This is a genomic window from Nevskia soli DSM 19509, from assembly GCF_000711955.1.
Taxonomy (GTDB): Bacteria; Pseudomonadota; Gammaproteobacteria; order Nevskiales; family Nevskiaceae; genus Nevskia; species Nevskia soli.
Window position 1 is genome coordinate 38,856 of sequence record NZ_JONR01000010.1, and the last position, 20,606, is coordinate 59,461.

At 66.5% G+C, this 20,606-nt stretch carries 21 protein-coding genes; 7 read left to right on the top strand and 14 right to left on the bottom strand.

What is annotated here, in order from left to right; genetic code table 11:
- Nucleotides 1-29 precede the first annotated feature (29 nt).
- Together BP26_RS0106480 and BP26_RS0106485 are read left to right on the top strand one after the other, a co-directional pair.
- Nucleotides 30-734: a pirin family protein gene (locus tag BP26_RS0106480; RefSeq protein WP_029919761.1), complete on the top strand. Its 705-nt coding sequence runs from the start codon at nucleotides 30-32 to the stop codon at nucleotides 732-734.
- Nucleotides 735-808: 74 nt separating this feature from the next.
- The gene (locus BP26_RS0106485; protein WP_029919762.1) at nucleotides 809-1,882 is read left to right on the top strand and encodes a 3-deoxy-7-phosphoheptulonate synthase; all 1,074 of its coding nucleotides are present in this window, start codon (nucleotides 809-811) and stop codon (nucleotides 1,880-1,882) included.
- Between the two features lie 60 nt (nucleotides 1,883-1,942).
- On the opposite strand, the gene BP26_RS0106490 is transcribed toward BP26_RS0106485, so the two are convergent.
- Nucleotides 1,943-2,308: a DUF4870 family protein gene (locus BP26_RS0106490; protein WP_051748461.1), complete on the bottom strand. Its 366-nt coding sequence runs from the start codon at nucleotides 2,306-2,308 to the stop codon at nucleotides 1,943-1,945.
- A gap of 217 nt (nucleotides 2,309-2,525) precedes the next feature.
- Here BP26_RS0106490 and BP26_RS27405 point away from each other — a divergent pair, with 217 nt between their 5' ends.
- A complete protein-coding gene (locus BP26_RS27405) occupies nucleotides 2,526-3,686 on the top strand; it encodes a CE1 family esterase (RefSeq protein ID WP_051748462.1) in 1,161 nt (386 codons plus the stop codon).
- Between the two features lie 113 nt (nucleotides 3,687-3,799).
- On the opposite strand, the gene BP26_RS0106500 is transcribed toward BP26_RS27405, so the two are convergent.
- From BP26_RS0106500 to BP26_RS0106515, 4 genes are all read right to left on the bottom strand, one after another.
- Nucleotides 3,800-5,794, bottom strand: a complete 1,995-nt coding sequence (locus tag BP26_RS0106500) for an SDR family oxidoreductase (RefSeq protein WP_029919765.1) — start codon at nucleotides 5,792-5,794, stop codon at nucleotides 3,800-3,802.
- Between the two features lie 176 nt (nucleotides 5,795-5,970).
- On the bottom strand, nucleotides 5,971-6,822 hold the full coding sequence (locus BP26_RS0106505) for an SDR family oxidoreductase (RefSeq protein WP_036516244.1): 852 nt from the start codon (nucleotides 6,820-6,822) through the stop codon (nucleotides 5,971-5,973).
- A 247-nt stretch (nucleotides 6,823-7,069) separates the two neighbouring features.
- The gene (locus BP26_RS0106510; protein ID WP_029919767.1) at nucleotides 7,070-7,510 is read right to left on the bottom strand and encodes an HIT domain-containing protein; all 441 of its coding nucleotides are present in this window, start codon (nucleotides 7,508-7,510) and stop codon (nucleotides 7,070-7,072) included.
- Nucleotides 7,511-7,577: 67 nt separating this feature from the next.
- On the bottom strand, nucleotides 7,578-8,027 hold the full coding sequence (locus BP26_RS0106515) for a hotdog fold thioesterase (protein WP_084182870.1): 450 nt from the start codon (nucleotides 8,025-8,027) through the stop codon (nucleotides 7,578-7,580).
- Between the two features lie 375 nt (nucleotides 8,028-8,402).
- Here BP26_RS0106515 and BP26_RS0106520 point away from each other — a divergent pair, with 375 nt between their 5' ends.
- Together BP26_RS0106520 and BP26_RS0106525 are read left to right on the top strand one after the other, a co-directional pair.
- Nucleotides 8,403-9,050, top strand: coding sequence for an NAD-dependent epimerase/dehydratase family protein (locus BP26_RS0106520; protein WP_029919769.1), 648 nt, complete (start codon nucleotides 8,403-8,405; stop codon nucleotides 9,048-9,050).
- Nucleotides 9,051-9,062: 12 nt separating this feature from the next.
- The gene (locus tag BP26_RS0106525) at nucleotides 9,063-10,241 is read left to right on the top strand and encodes a cation:proton antiporter (RefSeq protein WP_029919770.1); all 1,179 of its coding nucleotides are present in this window, start codon (nucleotides 9,063-9,065) and stop codon (nucleotides 10,239-10,241) included.
- A 277-nt stretch (nucleotides 10,242-10,518) separates the two neighbouring features.
- Here the strand turns inward: BP26_RS0106525 and BP26_RS0106530 are convergent, their stop codons facing one another.
- On the bottom strand, nucleotides 10,519-11,970 hold the full coding sequence (locus BP26_RS0106530) for an aldehyde dehydrogenase family protein (RefSeq protein ID WP_029919771.1): 1,452 nt from the start codon (nucleotides 11,968-11,970) through the stop codon (nucleotides 10,519-10,521).
- A gap of 215 nt (nucleotides 11,971-12,185) precedes the next feature.
- Nucleotides 12,186-13,208: a ParM/StbA family protein gene (locus BP26_RS0106535; protein ID WP_036516246.1), complete on the bottom strand. Its 1,023-nt coding sequence runs from the start codon at nucleotides 13,206-13,208 to the stop codon at nucleotides 12,186-12,188.
- A gap of 261 nt (nucleotides 13,209-13,469) precedes the next feature.
- On the opposite strand from BP26_RS0106535, the gene BP26_RS0106540 reads away from it, so the two are divergent.
- Both BP26_RS0106540 and BP26_RS0106545 read left to right on the top strand, forming a co-directional pair.
- Nucleotides 13,470-13,838 (top strand): hypothetical protein, encoded by a 369-nt coding sequence (locus BP26_RS0106540; RefSeq protein WP_157572396.1) that lies wholly within the window; start codon nucleotides 13,470-13,472, stop codon nucleotides 13,836-13,838.
- Nucleotides 13,839-13,923: 85 nt separating this feature from the next.
- The gene (locus tag BP26_RS0106545; RefSeq protein ID WP_029919774.1) at nucleotides 13,924-14,889 is read left to right on the top strand and encodes a hypothetical protein; all 966 of its coding nucleotides are present in this window, start codon (nucleotides 13,924-13,926) and stop codon (nucleotides 14,887-14,889) included.
- A 60-nt stretch (nucleotides 14,890-14,949) separates the two neighbouring features.
- Here the strand turns inward: BP26_RS0106545 and BP26_RS0106550 are convergent, their stop codons facing one another.
- The 7 genes from BP26_RS0106550 to BP26_RS0106580 form a co-directional block, all read right to left on the bottom strand.
- A complete protein-coding gene (locus BP26_RS0106550) occupies nucleotides 14,950-15,396 on the bottom strand; it encodes a peroxiredoxin family protein (RefSeq protein ID WP_211254847.1) in 447 nt (148 codons plus the stop codon).
- Nucleotides 15,397-15,443: 47 nt separating this feature from the next.
- On the bottom strand, nucleotides 15,444-15,836 hold the full coding sequence (locus BP26_RS0106555) for a GFA family protein (RefSeq protein ID WP_029919776.1): 393 nt from the start codon (nucleotides 15,834-15,836) through the stop codon (nucleotides 15,444-15,446).
- Nucleotides 15,837-15,861: 25 nt separating this feature from the next.
- Nucleotides 15,862-16,311 (bottom strand): hypothetical protein, encoded by a 450-nt coding sequence (locus BP26_RS0106560; RefSeq protein WP_036516247.1) that lies wholly within the window; start codon nucleotides 16,309-16,311, stop codon nucleotides 15,862-15,864.
- A 15-nt stretch (nucleotides 16,312-16,326) separates the two neighbouring features.
- Entirely contained in the window at nucleotides 16,327-17,196 is an 870-nt protein-coding gene (locus BP26_RS26465) for an FAD:protein FMN transferase (RefSeq protein ID WP_051748466.1), read from the bottom strand.
- On the bottom strand, nucleotides 17,171-17,698 hold the full coding sequence (locus BP26_RS0106570; protein ID WP_029919778.1) for an FMN-binding protein: 528 nt from the start codon (nucleotides 17,696-17,698) through the stop codon (nucleotides 17,171-17,173). Before BP26_RS0106570 ends, BP26_RS26465 begins: the two co-directional genes overlap by 26 nt.
- A gap of 78 nt (nucleotides 17,699-17,776) precedes the next feature.
- Complete coding sequence (locus tag BP26_RS0106575) at nucleotides 17,777-19,171, bottom strand: porin (protein WP_029919779.1); 1,395 nt, start codon at nucleotides 19,169-19,171, stop codon at nucleotides 17,777-17,779.
- A gap of 24 nt (nucleotides 19,172-19,195) precedes the next feature.
- Nucleotides 19,196-20,602 carry a cytochrome-c peroxidase gene (locus BP26_RS0106580; protein WP_211254848.1) on the bottom strand — a complete coding sequence of 469 codons (1,407 nt, stop codon included), beginning with the start codon at nucleotides 20,600-20,602 and terminating at the stop codon, nucleotides 19,196-19,198.
- Nucleotides 20,603-20,606: the final 4 nt, after the last annotated feature.

The window sequence follows — 20,606 nt, forward strand, 5'->3', positions numbered from 1 at the left end:
GCGTGTTTCAACGGAGCAGGGGCGCAGCCATGATCACCACCCGTCTCGCCGACCAGCGCGGCCACGCCGAACGCGGCTGGCTCGACAGCTGGCACACCTTCTCTTTCGGCGACTTCCACGACCCGCGCGCGATGGGCTACGGCGACCTGCGCGTGATCAACGAGGACCGCGTGGTGCCCGGCGCCGGCTTTCCGGCGCATTCGCACAGCGACATGGAAATCATCTCCTACGTGCTGGAAGGCGGCCTGCGCCACCGCGACTCCACCGGCGGCGGCTCGGTGATCCGTCATGGCGAGGTGCAGCTGATGAGCGCCGGCCGCGGCATCTCGCACAGCGAGATGAACGATTCGCAGACCGAGCCGGTGCACTTCCTGCAGATCTGGGTGGTGCCGAGCAAGCGCGGCGTGGCCCCGGGCTACCAGCAGAAAATGCTGGACCAGGCGGCGCTGCGCGCCGGTTTCAGCAAGGTCATCGCCCCGGAGGGCGAGCCGGCGCCGTTCCGCATTTACCAGGATGCACACCTGTATATCGCCTGGCCGGTGGCCGGGCAGGCCCTGCGGCAGCCGCTGGCAGAGGGCCGCCGGCACTACCTGCACGTCGCCAAGGGGGCCGTCCAGCTCGGCCGCCTGGCGCTGCGGGCCGGCGATGCGGCGATGCTGGAAAACGAATCAATACTGGAACTTACAGCGGAAAACGAAGCGGAACTGCTGCTTTTCGAGTTGCCGCCAGCATAGCGCTTGTCCGGAACACGGATGCAGCCCTCGGGGGGCTCTGGTAGCATCCGCGCGCTGTCGAAAATGAGCAAGACATGACCACCGTTACCGAAAACCTCCGGATTACCTCCATCAGCGCGGTCTCCACCCCCGCCCAGGTGCAGGTCGAACTGCCCCTGTCCGAGGCCGCCGCCCAGACCACCGTCAACGCGCGCCGCGAAACCCAGGACATCCTCCAGGGCCGCGACGACCGCCTGCTGGTGATCGTCGGCCCCTGCTCGATCCACGATCCGGAAGCCGCCCTGGACTACGCCGCCCGGCTCAAGCCGCTGCGCGAACAACTCGGCAGGCAGCTGCAGATCGTGATGCGCGTGTATTTCGAGAAGCCGCGCACCACCGTCGGCTGGAAGGGCCTGATCAACGACCCCGGTCTCGACGACAGCTACGACATCGATCGCGGCCTGCGCGTGGCGCGCCGCCTGCTGCTGGACCTCAACGACCGCGGCATGCCCGCCGGCGTCGAATTCCTCGATATCCTCACCCCGCAGTACATTGCCGACCTCGTCAGCTGGGGCGCCATCGGCGCCCGCACCACCGAATCGCAGCTGCATCGCGAAATGGCCAGCGGCCTGTCCTGCCCGGTGGGCTTCAAGAACGGCACCGACGGCAGCGTCAAGGTGGCGGTGGACGCGGTGCAGTCCGCGCGCAGCCCGCACCGCTTCCTGTCGCTGACCCGCACCGGCGAGACCGCCATCTTCGAAACCCGCGGCAACGCCGACACGCACATCATCCTGCGCGGCGGCAGCACCGGCACCAACTACGATGCCAAGTCGGTGGAAGCGGCCTGCGCGGCGCTGACCAAGGCCGGCATCCAGCCGCAGGTGATGATCGACTTCAGTCACGCCAACAGCCAGAAGCAGCACAAGAAGCAGCTGTCCGTGTCGCAGGACGTCGGCCACCAGATCGCCGGCGGCGACAGCCGCATCGTCGGCGTGATGGTGGAAAGCCATCTGGTCGAAGGCCGCCAGGAAATCGGGCCGCGCGACCGGATGGTCTACGGCCAGAGCGTCACCGACGCCTGCATCAACTGGGACGACACCACCGAACTGCTGCGCGGCCTCGCCGCCAGCGTGGCGCAGCGCCAGGCGCGGCTGGCCAAGTCGGCCTGATCACGCGATCCACGGCCCGGATAGCGCTTCGCGCTTCCGGGCTACGCCCCGTGGTCCTGATTACACCGGCATCGCCCTGCGGTCGGCGAAATTGATCGCGCCCCGCACCACGCGGTAGATGTACCAGATTCCCGTCGCCACATAGCCCAGCCAGGCCACCGGGATCAGCACGATGGTGAACATCAGCAGGGACGAGACCGCCGTCCACAGCAGGCTGTACCAGAAGGTGCGCAGCAGCCAACGGTGGTGGCTGCGCAGGAATTCATTGGCCGTGTCGTTGACCTTGAGGTGGTTGATGATCACCCCGGCCACGGCGGCGAGGCCGCAGGTGAACGGGGTGACGCCGTACAGCACATAGGCCACCAGCAGCGTGCTGCGCTCGCTTTCGCTGGGTTCGGCGGAAGGGACGATGGTGCTGTCGTTCATGCGGGAACTCCGTTGCAAGCCGGATTGAGACCCCAGTGTAGCCACTTGGTCGGGGCCGACTGACGTCATTTGACGGCACAAACAGGCGATTTGTGACGTATCGCATTGCCTGTGGTCAAGATTTCCCATGATGTGCGTTGGTGCGCATCTTGCTCCTGCACTTCCAGTAAGATGCGCACATAAATCGCCGGGGGAGCTCCGGTCTCGGGGAAATTCAATGTTAATTCAAGCGGTTGGCAAGAAGACTTCGCGTGTTCTGCGGCGTACCGGCCTGGCCCTGGCCCTGAGTGCTGCCGCGGCGGTGCCGATGGCACAGGCCGCAGGTGACGGCAGCGGCCTGGCCGCCGCCATCGCCAAGGCCATCGCGGCCCTGCAGCAGGCCGGCCAGCAGACCCAGGCGGCGATCCAGAAGATCGAGGCCCAGACCCAGGCAGCTCTCGGCAAAATCATCGGCCAGTCCGGCGGCACCCTCGGCGGCACCTTGCAGCAGACCATCGCCACCTTCACCCTGATCCTGAAGGAAGCCAACCAGAACTACCTGGACCCGACCCCGGGCACCACCAGCAGCACCGTCACCATTTCCTACCAGGGCCTGGCGCGCACCTACGTCGTGGTGCGCCCCGACCCGGCCACCACCGACGCCCCCGCGCTGATCCTGATGCACGCGCACGGCATCACGCCGCAGACCATGGCCAACCTGGCCCGCGCCGGCCGTCTGGCCCACGACTACGGCGTTTGGGTGTACCTGCCGCAGGGCGAGAACGGCAAGTGGAACGAGGATCCGTCCTCCACCAGCAAGGTCGACGACGTCGGCTTCATCTCCGCCCTGATCGACAAGGCGGTCGGCGAGGACCACATCGACAGCAAGCGTGTCTACGCCGCGGGTTATTCCGCTGGCGGCTTCATGGCCGAGCGCCTGGCCTGCCAGCTCTCCTCCAGGATTGCCGGCTTCGTCGCCGTTTCTGCAACCCTGCGCAACTCCCTGGCCGCAGCCGGCGAGTGCACGCCGACCCATACCATGCCGGCGGCCTTCATGGACGGCACTTCCGACCTGGTGGTGCCCTACAAGGGCGAACCCAGCCTGCAATCCGCCTCCGCCGCCACTGCCTTCTGGGCGGTGAAGAACGGCTGCACCGCCACCGCGATGAGCACCACCGTCCTGCCGCAGCAGGTCAAGGACGGCACCACCGTGGCCCAGACCAGCTTCACCCAGTGCCCCGCGGGCGCCGCCAACTCGCTCTACACCATCAACGGCGGCGGCCACACCTGGCCGGATTCACCGTACAGCCTCTACACCGCCTACCTCGGCAAGACCACGCAGAACCTGGATGCCACCGTCGCCCTGTGGCAATTCCTGACGCCGTACTCGCTGCAATAAGCCAAGCCGTCCAAGCGGAAACGAAAAAGGGCCGATCTCGCGATCGGCCCTTTTTGCTACGCGCTTATTTCAACAGTCCGGACAGGGATGTCCGGTAGCTTGGACAGGGACGTCTACCAGTGCTCGCCCTTGAACACATTGGCGAACACCACCTGCTCCAGCGTCGGCTTCGGTGTCGGCGCGTCCTTGTCCTTGCCGCTCCTGGCCGCGCCGGACGAGGGGAACAGCTGGAAGCCCTTGGACAGGATGTAGTCGTTGACCTTGGGCCACAGCGCATAGCTGACCGAAGCGGCGGTGCCGAGCGTGGTGGCGATGCTCTTCGGCCGTTCCATCACGGCCTTGATCACGGTATCGGCGGCGTCGTCCGGCGACCAGGTCGGGATGTAGCTGTAGATCTTGGTCGGCGCGATCATCGGTGTACGCACCAGCGGCATGTAGATCGCCGTGGTGTGGATGTTCTTCGCCTTGATCTCCGCCGACAGGCAGCGGGTGAAGGCATCCAGCGCCGCCTTGCTGGCGACGTAGGCGGAGAAGCGCGCCGCGTTGGCCAGCACGCCGATCGAGCTGATGTTGATGATGTGGCCGCTCTTGCGGTGCAGCATGCTCGGCAGCAGGGCCATGATCAGGCGGACCGAGCCGAAATAGTTCAGCTGCATGGTGCGCTCGAAGTCGTGGAAGCGGTCGTACGACTCCGCCACGGCGCGGCGGATCGAGCGGCCGGCGTTGTTGATCAGCACGTCGACGTGGCCGAAATCCTTCAGCACCGCGGCCGCCATCTCGTCGATGGCCTTCATGTCGTTGAGGTCGCAGGGGTAGACGAAGGCTTCGCCGCCGATGGTCTCGATGATCTTCTGCGTCTCGTCGAGCTTGTCCTTGGTGCGCGCCACCAGGATCACCTTGGCGCCGGCCGCGGCCATCTTCTTGGCGGTGGTGAAGCCGATGCCGGACGAGGCGCCGGTGATCAGCACGATCTTGCCGGCCATGCGCCGCACCAGCTTGGGCGAGGCCTTGTAGCTCAGGTTCAGGTACTGGTCCCAGTAATTCCACAGCACCGGGGCGTAGTCGGCGATGTCGGGGCACTTGATGCCGCTGCCGCGCAGCGCGGCGCGGGCGTTCTTGTCCTCGAACACGGCGCGGTTGGTGGCGTAGCCCAGCACCGACATCGGCACGCCGATGGACCGGGACAACTGCTTCTTCACCGATTCCGGCACCGCGTCGCCGATACGGCCGGTGAGGGCGCGCAGGGCGCTCGGCAGCGTCGGTACTTCCAGCTTCTTGGCGAATTCGGGGCCGTGGGCGGCGGCGAGGAAGGCGCCGAGCAGCTCGCCCACGGTGGGAGAGTGCGACTGGATCAGGCAGAAACATTCGCCGTCGAGGCCGTCCTTGTGGGCGATGGCTTCCATTGCCTTGACCACGTAGTCCACCGGCACGATCGGCACCCGGCCGCCCTCGATGCCGAGCAGCGGCACCCACTTGGGCAGGCGATGGCTGATCTTCTGGATCGCCTTGAAGAAGTAATACGGGCCGTCGATCTTGTCGATCTCGCCGGTCTCGGAGGAGCCGACCACGGCACCGGGACGATAGATGCGGAACGGAACCTTCGATTCCTCACGGACGATCTTCTCGGCCTGGAATTTGGTCCGGTAATAGGGGTGCTTGGTTGACTGGCCCTCGTCGAACATGTCCTCGGTGAACTTGCCGACGTAGTCGCCGCCGGCCACCGCCACCGAGCTCATGTGATGCAGCCTGACCTTGCCGCCCAGCTCGTTGACGAAGTCGACGACGTTGCGCGTGCCCTCGGTGTTGACCCGGTCGGCGGTGGCGTCGTCCATGTTCATGTCGTAGACGGCGGCCAGGTGGAACACATGGTCGATCTTGCCCTTCAGCTTCTTCGCCTCGGCCGCGTCGACCAGGCCCGGCACGGTGATGTCGCCGTAGACCGGGAACAGCCGGTCGCCGTTTTCGCCGACGCGCTCCACCAGCGCATCGAACTTCTCCTGGGAAGACTCGCGCACCAGGATGTAGACCTTGGCGTCCTCGCGCGCCGCCAGCCGATCCACCAGGAAGCGCCCGATGAAGCCGGTGGCGCCGGTGACGAAGTAATTCATTGTTCTGCTCCTAGGCCTGTATTTATTCGATTATCAAGCGCTGCCGGTTCGAGCCGGCACCCTCTCTCGCCCCGACAAACTAGCATATCCCGGCCAAAACGCAGCCCGGACCAGGGTAGTTTTTAGCGGAGCCCGGCCCGGCTTTGCTTGCCTCGGCAAGCGCCCGGCATGGCCTGTTACGGCTCATGCCCCGCCCCATGGCCTGGCCCATGTCCGCTGAAGGTATCCATGGTGCCGTAGACGCGGAAAACGTAGCGCGCCACCCAGTCGAACAGGCGTACCGGCAGCAGCCCGCGCAGGGCGCTGGAGACGTAGACCGTCCAGGGCATGATCAGCCGCGGCCGGCCCACCTTCATCGCCGCCCAGACGCGGTCGGTGACGTATTGCGGCGTCAGGATGGGGGTGAACAGCATGGTCTTGGCGCCCTCGAACATGCCGGTGGAGATATAGGTCGGATTGACCGTGGTCACCCGCACATGCGCATGGCCGGCCTGCTCCAGTTCCAGCCGCACCGAATCGCTCCAGCCGGTGCAGCTCCATTTGCTGGCGCAGTACACGCTCATGCGCGGGTTGGCGATCAGACCGGCGGCGGAAGCGATGTTGACCATGCGCTGCTCGCTGCCGCGGCTGGCGATCATCGCCGGCAGGAACTCGCGCGCGATGTACATCGGCGCCATGGCGTTGATCGACATGGTGAAGGCGATGTCCTTCACCGCATGGTGCTCCCAGAAATACTTGCCGCGCACCACGCCTGCGTTGTTGAACAGGATCTCCGGATCGCCCACCTCGGCGCGCACTTTCGCCGCTGCTTCAGTGATGGCTTCGAGCTTCGACACATCGACCAGATAAGGATGCACCGCGCCGCCCGCCGCCTTCAGCTCCGCCGCGGTCTTCTCCAGCTCGGCCTGGTTGATGTCCCACAGGATCACCGCCGCCGCGCCTTCGCGCACCGCCAGCCGGGCGTAGATCTTCCCCATGCCCATGGCGGCGCCCGTGATCAGCACCTTCCTGCCGGCTACGCTTTGCATCGTCCACTCCGCGTCGGTCGAAATACCCGACGGAGTATAGGTATCGGGGCGATGGGGCAGACTGGCCGTGGCGACAGGAGCCGCGCCACCTCACCCCGTTGTCATCCAAGGATCCGGCGGCAGGCGAAGAGCCCTGAAGGTCGGCTCAAGCGCAGCGGAGCCGACACTGCGCCACGGCCGGGCTCGTCGGCTCCGCTGCGCTTGAGCCGACCTACCAGTGCCGGAGCCGCTTTTACCGCGGTTCGGTTTAAACCAGGGGGCCGGCGTATTCCTCGACGAACCCCGCCGGCAGATGCGGTCGCAACAGCGCCAGCCGCTGCGCCAGCTCCTCCGCCGTATAAGCCCGCGCCGGATGCCGCCCCCACACCGGTGCCGGCCAGGCCGGATCACCCGCATGGCGCACAATATGGTGCAGATGCAGCTGCGGCACCATATTGCCCAGCGCCGCGATATTGAGCTTGTCGCCCCGGAAGGCGGCCATCAAGGCCCGCGACAGCGTAGTCGATTCGCGCAGCAGCAGCGCCTGCCCAGGCTCGTCCAGCTCGTAGATCTCGCGCAGCCCGGCGTGCTGCGGCACCAGGATGAACCAGGGATATTGCGCATCGTTCATCAACAGCAGCAGGCCCAGTTCGAAATGACCGAGCCGGTGGCAGTCCTTCGCCAGCTGCGGATGCAGGGCGAAGCTCATGCACGCGTCGCGAGCGGCGCGGAGTGGCCCCGCGCGCAGCATGGGGATCTGAGCGTCGCGAGTCGGCTCATGCCGGCTTGCCTTCCTTCAGCGACACCACCGCCATGGTCAGGCGCGAGATGCACACCAGCCGCTGCTGCTCGTCCTCGATGCGGATTTCCCACACCTGGGTGGTGCGGCCCACATGCAGCGGCCGGGCGGTGCCGGTGACGATGCCCTGGGTGGCTGCGCGGATATGGTTGGCGTTGATTTCCAGGCCCACGGTGAAGACCTGGCCGGGGTCGGTGCAGAGGCTGGCGGCGATGCTGCCCAGCTCCTCCGCCAGCACGCAGGAGGCGCCGCCGTGCAGGCGGCCATAGGGCTGCCTGGTGCGCCCGTCCACCGGCATGGTGCCGCGCAGGTAATCCTCGCCGATTTCGGTGAGGCGCAGGCCGATGTGCTCGCCGATGGTGCCTGGGATGGGGAAGCGCTGGTCTGTCACCGGACCCAGGGTCACTGCTTGTTTCCAGATGGCCATTGGCGGGCTTTTGTTGGGAGGGGTTGGAAACAGTCTAGCGCAAGCCCGCAACACATCGCCCGGACCACTCCGGTTAAACTCCGCCCATCTAAGCGTGGACGCCCTAGGGTCTGTCCACGCTTATTTGGTCGCTGCGTTGCCCCCAAAATCGCGTCAGGCTAGGCGCGAGGAGCGAAGTTTAGTACCACTAAATGAGCGACGAGCAACGACGAATGACGCGATTTTGGGGGCAACCCTCCGGGACGGGGGTAATTTTCGCGCATTGCGTCGTCTCTCCTCGCTCATGTACGGTTGGTACACTTCGCTCGTCGTTCCTAGCACTGCACGAAAATTACCCCCGTCGCAGCGATCAAATAAGCGTGGACAGACCCTAGAATGGCCCGCACCGCCCTCATTGCCGGCAGCACCGGCCTCATCGGCAGCCTCCTGCTGCCCAAGCTGCTGGCCAGCCCCGCCTACGACCGCGTCGTCGCCGTCACGCGCCGTCCGCTGGCCCTGAGCCATCCCAAGCTGAGCAACCCGCCCAGCGATTTCGAACACCTCGGCCAGCTGGGCGCGCAGCTCGCCGCGGACGACGTGTACTGCTGCCTCGGTACCACCACCGCCAAGGCCGGCGGCCAGGCTGGCCTGGAGCGGGTCGACTATCACATGGTTGTGGACCTGGCCCGCAGTGCCCGCGCGGCCGGCGCCCGGCAGTTCGTGGTGGTTTCCGCCGTCGGCGCCGCGCTGCGCTCACCCGCCTTCTACTCGCGGGTCAAGGCACGCATGGAGCGCAGCGTGGCCGAAGCCGGCTACGCCACGGTCCACATCCTGCGGCCCTCGCTGCTGCTCGGCGCGCGCCAGGAAGCGCGCCTGGCGGAGGACATCGCGCAAAAGGTTTCGCCGCTGCTGTCGCCCTTGTTCATCGGCAGACTGAGCCAGTATCGCCCGGTGCAGGCGGAGCAGGTGGCGGACGCGATGCTGACGCTGGCCCTGCGCCCGTCCAGCGGGGTGCACATCCACCACTATCCTTTTATCGATTAGGCGCGAAATCTCATGGCCGCTCCGGCAGGCGAGGCACACGGCACCCAGCTGCTGTTTGAACTGTTCGTCATGCTCGGCGGTGCCAAACTGATGGCGGAAATCTTCGCCTGGCTGCGCCAGCCCACCGTGGTCGGAGAGATCCTGGCCGGCGTGCTGATCGGACCGCAGGTGCTGCACCTCGTCGCGCCGTCCGAGACTTCGCACGTGCTGGCCGAACTCGGCGTGATCTTCCTGCTGTTCAACGTCGGCCTGGAAACCAAGCCCTCGTCGATCTTCAAGGTCGGGCGCATGGCGTTGCTGGTGGCGGTGCTCGGCGTGGCGGTGCCGATGCTCTGCGGCTACCTGCTGATGATGGCCTGGGACGGCAACAACATCGAAGCCCTGTTCATCGGCACCGCGATGGTCGCCACCAGCGTCGGCATCACCGCGCGCGTCCTGGGCGACATGGGCCTGCTCGATTCCACTGCCGCCCGCATCATCCTCGGCGCCGCGGTGATCGACGACATCCTCGGCCTGCTGGTGCTGGCCGCCGTGGCCAGCGCCGCGCAGGGCAGCGTCAACGTCGTCGAGATCGCCACCACCGCCCTGCTCGCCATCGGCTTCGTCGCCGCCATCACCTTCCTCGGCGCCCCGGCCCTGACCCGCGCCGCGCCGCATTTCCGCCACCTGCGCGCCGGCAACGAATTCTTCGTCGTCGCCATCCTGCTCTGCTTCGGTCTGGCGCTGGCTGGAACCTACATCGGCGTGGCTGCCATCATCGGCGCCTTCCTCGCCGGCATGGCCCTGGCCGAGGCGGTCGAAGGCAACCACGACACGCACCAGCAGGTGCGCGGTGCCACCGAATTCCTGGTGCCGTTCTTCCTCGTCAACATTGGCATGCAACTCGATCTTGGCGTGTTCACCCATCCGCAGACCCTGCTGCTCGCTGTCGTCATGACCGCGGTGGCGGTGCTGACCAAGCTGGTGGGATGCGGCCTTGGTGCCCGGGGGCTGGGGATGCGGGGCGCCATGCAGGTTGGTGTCGGCATGGTGCCGCGGGGTGAGGTCGGTATCGTCGTCGCCCAGATCGGGCTTGGCGTCGGCGTCATCACCGAGTCGCTGTTCGGCGCGGTGCTGTTCATGGCTTGCGCCACCACGCTGATTGCGCCGCCGTTGATACGACCATTGTTTGCGGGGCAGAAGGCTCAATAGTTCTGGGAATACCTCTCCCTCCGGGCGCAACTTTCAAACAACGTCATTTCCGCGCAGCGACTCGCCTGCGCGGGAATGACGGAGGAGCAGATAGTGCGCTTGGCCCCTCGATACACCCGCTTCGCGGGCACTCGGGGCGAACGGAGGGTGGTGTTGTTCAGATAGGAAAGCGGCCCCTCACCCCGACCCTCTCCCTATGTTCATGGGAGAGGGTGAACAGCAAGCCACAAAAAAGCCGCGCCGGTTTTCACCGGCGCGGCTGCTTTGAAACAACCGGCTAGACCGCCTTGAGCAGGAACTTGGCTATCTTTTGCGTGAAGTTCGTATACGGCGGATAGAACATCCAGTTGCTGGAGATCTGCGTCCGCACCACGGCGCGCTCGTGCGAGAAGGCCTTGAAGCCGTAGTGGCCGTGTCCGCTGCCGATGCCGGAGTTGTTGACGCCCCCGAAAGGCAGATTGCCGTGCAGGAACTGCACCACCGAGTTGTTGATGCAGGCGCCGCCGGAGGAGGTCTGCTGCATCACCTTCTGGATGTTCGCCTCGGTCTTGCTCCAGATGTACAGGGCCAGCGGCTTCTGGTCGGCGTTGATGCGGCGGATCACGTCGTCGAGTTCGGTGTAGGAGATGATCGGCAGCAGCGGGCCGAAGATTTCCTCCTGCATGATCTTGGCGTCGTCCGGGATGTTGTCGAGCAGGGTCGGCGCGATGTAGCAGTTCTGCTCGTCGACGTCGCCGCCGGTGAGGGTGCGCGCGCCGCGCGTCCTGGCGTCGTCGAGCAGGGCCTTGATGCGGCCGGTGTGGCGCTGGTTGACCACGCGCGCCAGGAACGGGCTGGTCTTCTGCGCGGCGGCGCCGCTGCCGTAGGCCTTGTCCAGGGTTTCCTTGCACAGGCGCACGAACTCGTCCTTGACCGAGGCATGGACGTAGATGTGATCCGGTGCGATGCAGGTCTGGCCGTTGTTGGTGTACTTGGACCACATCAGGTTGCGCGCCGCTTCCTTGAGGTTGGCGCTGGCGTCGATGATGGTCGGCGACTTGCCGCCCAGCTCGAGGGTAACGCTGGTCAGGTGCTTGGCGGCGGCGGCCATCACCACCTTGCCGATGGAGGGCGCGCCGGTGAAGAAGATGTGATCGAACGGCAGGTCGAGAAGGGCGGTCGAAACCTTGACGTCGCCCTCGAAGATTGCGACCTCGTCCTCGTGGAAGATTTCGCGCACGATCTTGACCATCACGGCCGACAGATGCGGCGTCATTTCCGACGGCTTGAGGATAGCGGTGTTGCCGGCGGCGATGGCGGAGACCAGCGGGCCGAAGGTCAGGTTCACCGGGTAGTTCCACGGCGAGATGATCAGGCAGCGGCCCTTGGGCTGGTACTGCACCCAGCCCTTGAGGCCGAGCGTGGCGCGGGTGGGCATGACCCGCGCCGGCTTCATCCACTTGCGCAGGTGGCGCACGGTTTCCTTGGCCTCGAGCACCACGCTGAGGATTTCGGTGATGTCGACTTCCGCGGGCGGCTTCTTGAAGTCGGCGTAGCCGGCGTCGTAGAAGTCCTGGGTGTGCGCGATCACCGCGTCCTTGAGCTTGTTGATCTTGGCCTTGCGCTCCTCGAAGGTGGAGCTGCGCAGGCGCAGGGCGGCGAGGCGCTGGCGCTCGAACACGCGCTGGATCTCGCTCTCGAGGCCCTGCTGGGCGACGGCGGACGGCAGGTAGGAAACGACGGTATTCATGGGGAAATTCCTCCGGCAACTTCAGCGCGCAGGCGCGCGCGCCGCTTATTGAACGACCGTCCGAGCTTAAGCAAAAAGCCGCTGACGCGCCAGCACGGTAATGTCAGTGACTACCTGCCGCGACGGACCGGCAACTAGCCTACGCCGGATGGCGGTGGCGCGGGCCTACCGGAGGATAGGGGGCGCGCCTTATTCCGCCGCCACGGAAATAATCGTTACCCGGCCTGCTGCGCCGGCCAGATGTGCACGCCGTATTTCCAGTAGCCGGCGACATTGTTGAGACGCGCGTCCTGGTCGGTAGGCATGGGCAGCACCTCGCCCTCGATCTGCTGCTGCAGGAACGGCGCCAGCGCGGCCCCGCCGCCGCCGGTGATGATGATGGCGTCCATGTCCCAGTCGTCCGCCCAGAGGCGGTTGGCCTCGGTGGCGATGCGGGTGGCGAGCTGGCTGTAGGCCTGCTGCGCCAGCACGGTGAGGTCGTACTTCTGGCCCTTGATCTTGATCACACCGCGGGTCACCGCCTCGTACAGGCGATACAGTTCGACCTGGGTGCCGCTCTTCTCGTGCAGCAGGTTGGCGATGGCGTTGTAGGCCACCGACATGCCGGAATCGGTGGACAGGCTGCCGCGCTCGGAATAGCGGGTCTTGTCGCTGATGGTGAAGTCGGTGGTGCGGAAGCCGATGTCGATGACGCCGATCTTGTCGGTGACGAAGCGCTGGTTCAGCGCCTTGCCCTGGCCGTCGAGCATCTGGTTGAAGAGCGAGCCGAAGGGCTGCGGCACCACCCGCACCTTCTCGATGTAGATGGTCTTGTCCTCGCGCGTGCCGTTGGCCTGCACCACGGTGACGGTGTGGCGCTGCTGCAGCAGGGTGGTGAGGGCGTCCTTGTACTTGCGGAAGAAGCTGATCGGCAGGCCGGTGACCAGGCGCACCGGGTCGCCGTGCTCGACGTAGGGCGACAGCGCGGCCAGGCCGAGCAGCTTGGCGTACTTGGCGATGAATTGGGCGTGGTCCAGGGTGAAGCCGCGGCCGCGCGACTGCGTTTCCGCCAGCTCGCCGATGAAGATGTCTTCCCCGCCGATGGAGAAATGCCGCGGCTGCGATGCCTGCGAGGGCAGCAGCGATTCGGCGAACTGGATCGGGTTGGCCTCGCCGACGATGGATTTGAATACCTGGAACTGCCGGCCATCCGTGGCTTTGGTGTATCCAAAGCCGATGTCCGCGGCCAAAATGCGCATGCGCAACTCCCTGCCCAGCCAATTGATTGATGGCGGGGTTTGTAGCATGGGGGCCGGGTGCGGTCAAAACCGGCGCGGCACGCCCTTTTCAGCCTGGGCCTGCGATGACGGAATCATGGCGGCGGATCGAGTCATCCTGCCGCAGCGAAACGGGCGTGAATCCGGAACATGCTTAGTCTTTTCCGGCCGCCAAGGCGGTCCATATGGCGGGATGCGCCCGCCGACGCCTAAAATCGACGCTCATTTCCCGGCATGCCGCCCTTGACCGTTTTCCGCAACCGCAGGCAGCAGTTCGCCCTCTGGCTGGCGCTGGCGGCGGTGTTCTATCGCGCCCTGATCCCGGTGGGCTTCATGCCGGCCAGCGCGGCGCAGGTACGCGCGGGCGCGGTCCTGGTGCTCTGCTCCGGCGGGCTGCTGCAGACGGCGGAACCGCAGGCGCCGGGCAAGGCCGGCATGCATGCCTACGCGGAGTGCGGCTTTGCCGCCGCCGCAGCGGCACCGCCCCCGGCCGCTGTGGATGCGCCGCGGTTCACGGTCGCTTCCGTTCCGGTCATTTCCGGCGCGCTTCCCGCCGCGCCCACGCTGCAACTGGCGCTGCCGCCGGCGCGGGGCCCTCCGCTGTTCTCCTGATGCTGTGAAGACATGAAGCCGCGCACCGGGGTGCGCGGCATCGGCGCGTCGAGCGCCGCATCATCAGAATGATCGGGAGAACACCATGCATCTGTCTTTTCGCGCAAGGCTGGGCCTGCTCGCCGCCGCTGTTTCCGCCGTTCCGCTTCCAGCGCTGGCCTGTGCGGCCTGCGGCTGCACCGTCGGCACCGAATGGGCCGGCTCAGGCTATTCCACCGGCACCGGCTGGCGGGTGGACCTGCGCTACGATTATGTCGACCAGAGCCAGTTGCGCCTCGGTTCCAACGCCGTCGACAAACACAGTTATGTTCCCGACGATCCGGACCAGGAGATCCAGCAGGGCACGCTGACTCGCTCCTACACGCTGGGCGTGGACTACAGCATCAACCGCGACTGGGGCGTCGATGTGCAGATCCCCTATATCGATCGCGAACACGAGACCATCGATACCGCCGGCAACCCCTTGTCGACCTCGCACTTGTACGGCATCGGCGACGTGCGCATCCTCGGCCGCTACCAGGGCTTCTTCGAGGACCGTACCTGGGGCGTGCAGTTCGGCCTCAAGCTGCCGAGCGGCCCGACCCGAGGCAATTTCATCTCGGGGCCGGCGGCAGGGGAACAAGTGGATCGCGGACTGCAGCCCGGCAGCGGCACCACCGACCTGCTGCTCGGCATCTACAACTTCGAGCCGATCAGCCGCAACTGGGATCGCTTCGAGCAGCTCCAGTTCAAACAGGCGCTCAATTCCGACGCCGGCTTCCGCCCGGCGACGCAGCTCACCGGCAATGTGGGGGTGCGCTACGTCGCCAATCCAGCCATCGTGCCGCAGCTGCAGGTGAACCTGCGCTGGGAAGGACACGAGATCGGCGAAAACGGCGACTACGCCAACAGCGGCGACCGCGCCGTGTTCGTCAGCCCCGGCCTGACGGCGCGGGTGCTGCGGCAGGTGCATGCCTACGGCTTCGTGCAGTTGCCGGTGTACCAGTTCTACAAGGGATTGGAATTGGCGCCGCGCTACAGCGTCACGGCGGGGTTGAGCTACAGCTTCTGAGTGACTGGAATGAGGTTTTGACCGCCGCGCCCCTTTTTTTCCGGGGGCGCGGCGCGTTCGCTATTTGGCAGCGAGCAGCGGTCCGACCGTGCGTTCCAGGCCGGACAGATCGAAAGTCCCCCGTTCGCCGACGCCGCCGTCGTAGCGCAGCACGCCGTCGCGGCCGATAACGAAGGTGATGGGCAGGCGCCAGATGCGGCCATAGCCCCCGGCCTGCGTGTCGCCATACATGGCGGCCGGGAACGGCAGGTCGCCAGCCACTTTGTGCACCTTGGCCAGGTCTTCGGGGTCGTCCATGCTCACCGCCAGCACACTCAGCCCTTCCGCCTGGTGCTTGCGGTAGAACTCGGAGAAGGCCGGCAACTCGGCGCGGCAGGGCACACACCAGGTGGCCCAGAAGTTGAGGATCACCACCTCGCCCTTGTGCGCGGCCAGGGTGTAGGCGGCACCGTCGAGTTGCTTCGCCTTCAGCGGCGGCGCCGGCTTGCCGGCTTCGATGGCGAACACGGACCCGCTCCAGAGCGGGAACAGCAAGAGGAGCAGCCGGAGCGGCTTCATGCGCCGCCCGCGCCCGCCAACGTGGCGCCATGCTGCTCCCAGTTGCGGCCATCGAAGTCCGCCACCGTCACCGCCTCGACAGTGCCTTCATCGAGGCAACGCAGATTGACCGAGAACCCGTCGGGATGGGAGCGCGGCACGTAAAACGACTTGATCCCGCAGACCTCGCAGAACAGGTGCTTGGCCACGCCGGTATTGAAAGTGTAGGTCTGCAACCGCGCCGAGCCGGAGAGCAAGGTGAAGTCTTCCGCCGGCACGATCAGGTGCACGAAGCCGGTCTTGCTGCAGACCGAGCAATTGCAGCGTTGTACCGTGATGCGCGCCGGCGCGCGCACTTCGAAGCGCACGGCGCCGCAGTGACAGCCGCCGCGATGGGTGACTTTTTCCATGCGTTGATTTTAGACGGCGCAGGGCTCAGGCGCGCAGGCCATTGGCGCGCGGATGGCGGCGCAGGGCGCGGCCGCGCCACAGGTGGACCGCGAACGCCGGCAGGGCCAGCAGGCCGATGACGATGTGCAGCTGCCGGCTCAGGGCGCGCGCCTGTTCGCCGCCGAAATAATAGAGGCCGTAGCCGCTGCCGATCAGCAGCAGCGCGCAGGCCAGGAATATGCCGCCGGCGCGACGGTTGCGGCGCAGGCGCCAGAAGCGGTCGATGTGGGTGGAGAGCAGGCTGCCCAGCACGATCAATCCGAGCATGGCCGCGGCACCGTGCAGCTTCAGCATCCACGGTTCCAGCGTATTGGGCGCCGGGCCGAACTCCCCCTGCCGCATGAACCAGCCGTGCAGGATGTAATGCGCCAGGCCGCTGAGGAACAGCAGGAGCAGCACGGCATAGGCGGAGCGGCGGTGGATCAGGCTGAGCATGGAGGATCGGGCCTGTTAGGCCGCCGCTTCGAGCGGATTCTGCACGTAGGCCCGGGCGTCGCAGGCTTCCAGGACGCGGGCCGCAGTTTCCGGCGCGGCGAAGAGAACCACCTTGGTCAGGGCATCCGCGCTCATGCAGTCCGCCGCGCGCACGCTGACGCTGGCGGCGCCCAGCCAGGGCCGCCGGCTGCGCGGATCGAGCAGCGGCGAAACTTCCCCCGAGGCGGAAGTCCGGCGCGCGTAATAGTTGGCGGAAGTGGCCAGCGCCTCGTTGCACAAGGACAGCGCATGCGCGGAAAAGGCGGGATTCTGAGGATGGCGCAGCTGCACCTGTTGCGGCGGGCCCAGGACGCGCAGGTCACCGCCGGCATTGACCAGTGCGCTATCGATCCCCGCTTCGCGCAGGACCGCGATGGCGCAATCCACGGCATAGCCCTTGGCGATGCCGCCGAGGTCGATCCGCAGCGGACGGTGGAAGCGCACGCGCGCATCGTCCAGAAGCTCGATGTCGGCCCAGTTGCCTTCGGACGGGATCGGGCCGGGGCCGGACGGCAGATAGCCCCAGTCCTGCAGGTGCACGCCGATAGAGATATCGAAAGCGCCTTCGCTGAGCTGCGACAGGCGCCGCGCGGCGGCCAGCACGGTCCAGGTCTGCGCATCGACACGCAGCGACCGGTGCAGGGCCTCGCGGTTCAGCGCGGCGACCTCGCTGCCCGCATCGTGAAAACTCATCAGCCGGTGCACCTGTTCCACCGCGGCGAAAGCGGCATCGATGGCCGCGTGCAACGGCGCCCGCGGCCCCGCGGCGGTGGCGCGGATCTCCACCAGCGTGCCGAGCAGCGGCCGCGCGCGGCGGATTTCAGTGCTGGGCGATGGCGATGGCATAGGTGGCCAGCAAGCGGCGGATGCCGTCGGTGACGTGCTCGCAGGACAGCGTGGCGCCGCTGACATTCTGGATGCCCTCGCCGATGCGCAGCTCGTCGCCGTGCTGCTTGCCCTTGAACTGGGCCAGCCAGCGCGGGTTGCGCACATCGCCGCCATAGGCCTCGCGGTATTCGAGGACTTCGACCTGGCGCACCTTGCCGTCGGTGCCGAGCGCCACGGCGTAGGTGATCAGATCGTGCTTGCCGATCACGGCATCGACGAAGAAGTAGCCGTCATTGGCTTTCCAGGCGCGCAGGGAGCCGGCGAATACCTTGGCGCCGGCATCCTTCTCGATGGCTGCGCTCTGCTCCGGGCTCAGCGCCAGCGTCAGCGGCGTCAGCGCCTGCTCGCCGAACATCAGCTTCTGCGCATCCTCCACGCTCATGTAGACCAGGGCCTGTGCCGGGGCGCAGACGCTGAGTGCGGCAACCGGCAGGTAGACCAGGCGACTGGAAATGCTCATGCGCAGGACCGCCGTGACAGCACAAACCAAACCGAAGCCTGAGTGAGAACCTCACTCAGGCCCATTTGCCCTTCAGGATCAGAAATTGAGCCCCAGGCCGAGATCGAAGCGGGTGAAATCACTGTTGGTCTGGTACGACTGGTAGTCCGCTTTCAGCACGACGTGCGGGTTGAGGTAGAAATTCGCGCCATAGGTCCAGACGCGATCATACGGCTGCGGCCAGGGCCGGCCGTCCGAGGCCAGGCCGCCGGGCACCGGCGAGAATCCGGGCGCGATGCCCTCGTAACCCGCCCCCATATCGTACCGCTCCCAGCGCACGAACGGGGCCAGGCGGTAGCCGTTGTGGCGCCAGACCGAGTAGGCGCCCTGCAGGTAGTAGCCGTAGAACTTGGACGGCATCGGGTTGGAGCCGCCGGCGTTGAGGGTGTTGTACGGGGCGGTGCCGGTGATGGAACCGCGGGCATAGACCGCGGACAGGTCGGCCGCGCCCGGGGTCCAGCGCGCATGCGTCTCCCACAGGGTCACGCGCTGGTCCGGCGTCTGGGCGGAAGCCTTGGAGGTGCCGGTGGAGATGGCGGCGCCGACCAGCAGGCCGGGCACGCCCTTGTAGTTGAGCGAGCCGTACTCGAACAGGTGCTGGGCATTGGCCAGCTGCAGTTCCTGGTGGCTGGCCTGGAGCGGCGCGGCGCCGCTGTTCTCCAGTTGCAGCGCGGTGCGGTACAGCGGGTCTTCCGGGTTCGGGCTCCAGTTGGCCAGGTTGACGCCGGTGGTGAGGCCGGTGTCCCAGGTCAGGCCGATATCGGTGTCGCCGTGGAAGGCGAAGCCGCCCTCGCGCCAGGTGCTGGGGATGATCAGGGTCTCGACGAAGTTGCGTTGCACGCCGTAGTAATTGGTCGGCTCGTGGTGCTCGTTGAGCAGGCCAAAGGGCATCAGGAACAGGCCGCCCTTGACCGAGACCCAGGGGGCGAGCTGGTGGTCGACGTAGAACTGCTCGACCTCGAACTCGCCCTGGTCGTCGGCCGAGGAGACGGCGTGCTCGACCTCGAACTCGGAGTTGAACACGGTGCGGTCGTCGAAGCGGTAGCCGATACCGAACACGGCGCGCGCGAGGTCCGCGGTGGTGTCTTCCGGCTGGTGCACCGGGTGGGTGTAGTAGATCTCGCCGTAGCCCCACAGGCTCAGGTTTGGCGAGATGCCGCCCTCCGGCTTGGCGCTGGCGGTCGCGGCGACTTCCTGCACCTGCACCGCCTGTTGCTGTTGCTGCGCGGCCAGGCTCTCGTTCTGCTTCCTGAGCTGGCCCAGCTCGGCCTTCAGCGCTTCGAGCTGCTGCTGCATCAGGTCGATCTGCTGCTCCAGCTTCTGCGCGGTGGCGGCGTCGACGCCGGCCGGCTTGGCCGCCGGGTCGGCGGCGCGGGCGGCGCCGGCGGCCAGCAGGGCGGCGGCGATGAGGCTGAGGGCGAAAGGCTTTTTCATGATCGGGCTCATGGAGCGGGCTTCTTAAGGAGTGGAGGCGGTCACGGCCGCCCGGCATTGCGCGGGCAGGACCTGCGCGGCGGGATGCGCGGGGTCGTAGCCGTCGGTAAGCGTGCAGAGGAAGACGATGACGTCGTTGATCTCGTCCGGCGTCAGCGCCGCCTGGCCGCCGAGCCGGCGGTTGTAGGGGATCTCGCCGGTGTTGACGTTGCCGGCGTAGTTGGCGTCGCTGGACGGCTCGTTGATGTTGACCAGGAACTGGCCGCCGTAGAGCGCCGGCAGGTCATCGAACTTGGTGGCGTTGCCGCCGCTGTCGGTCGGGTAGAACTGTTCCGGATTGGTGTCGCGGCGGACGTAGAAGCCGATGGCGTCCGCCAGCGTGGCGAACTGGCCGTTATGGAAGTACGGCGCGGTGACGGCGATGTTGCGCAGCGTCGGCACCTTGAACTGGCCGCAGATGCCGGACTTGTTGAGGCCCGGGTCGTCGCGCAGCGGGCCGCAGACGCCGAGGTCGTAGTAGGTATGCACGCCGTCGTCGCTGTTGACCGGCGTGTAGTCGGGCGCGCCGCTGTCGGCGTTGGCCGGGATGTTGGCGTTGCGCGGCAGGCCGAGGTTGTCGAAACTGAAGTCGGTGAACATGGCCGGGGTCGAGCCGTTGGCCGAGGTGGTCGGATGGCAGGCCGCGCAGTTGCCCTTGGTGGAGTTGTTGAACAGCGCGAAGCCGTTCAGCTCCTGGCTGGTGAGGGTGGCCTGGCCGTTGCGCCAGTAGTCGAACTTGCTGGAGAACGGATGGAAATCCGGATCTTCGGTCTCGTAGGCGGCCAGGGCCGCGCCCATGCGCTTGAGGGCGGTATCCGGATCGTTCAGCACGTCGGCGCCGTAGATGGCGGTGAAGTCCGCCAGGTAGGGCCGGGTCTTCAGCTTCTCGATCACCGCCGCCGCGTCGGCATTGGCCATCTCGAACGCGGTGGTGAAGGGGGCGATCGCCTGGTCCGCCAGGGTGGCGGCGCGGCCGTCGCGGAAGAAGCCGCCGTTGGGATTGCCGTCGCCGTCGAAGAAAAACGCCGGGATGAAGGACGCGTACATCAGCGAGGGCGTGTTGCGGAAGCCGGACAGGTCCATGTTCGGGCCGCCCAGCGGCACCGGCAGGCCATGGTCGGGACCGCCGGCGCTGTTGTCGCTGGCGAAGGCGAACCCGGCGACGTGGCAGGTGGCGCAGGACTGCTTGCCGGAAACGGAAAGGGTCTGGTCGACGAAGATCTTCTGGCCCAACCGGGCCGCGGCGGACAGCTGGTCGGGGCTGCCGGAACTGCCGCCGCCACCACTGCAGGCGGCGAGCGCCGCACACAATACGAGCGCGCCCGAAAGCCGTAGCCGCGTGCTGAATCCGGTAAGCATCGTCCCCATCTTTCCTTCGTCGGAAGCCGGCATGCGG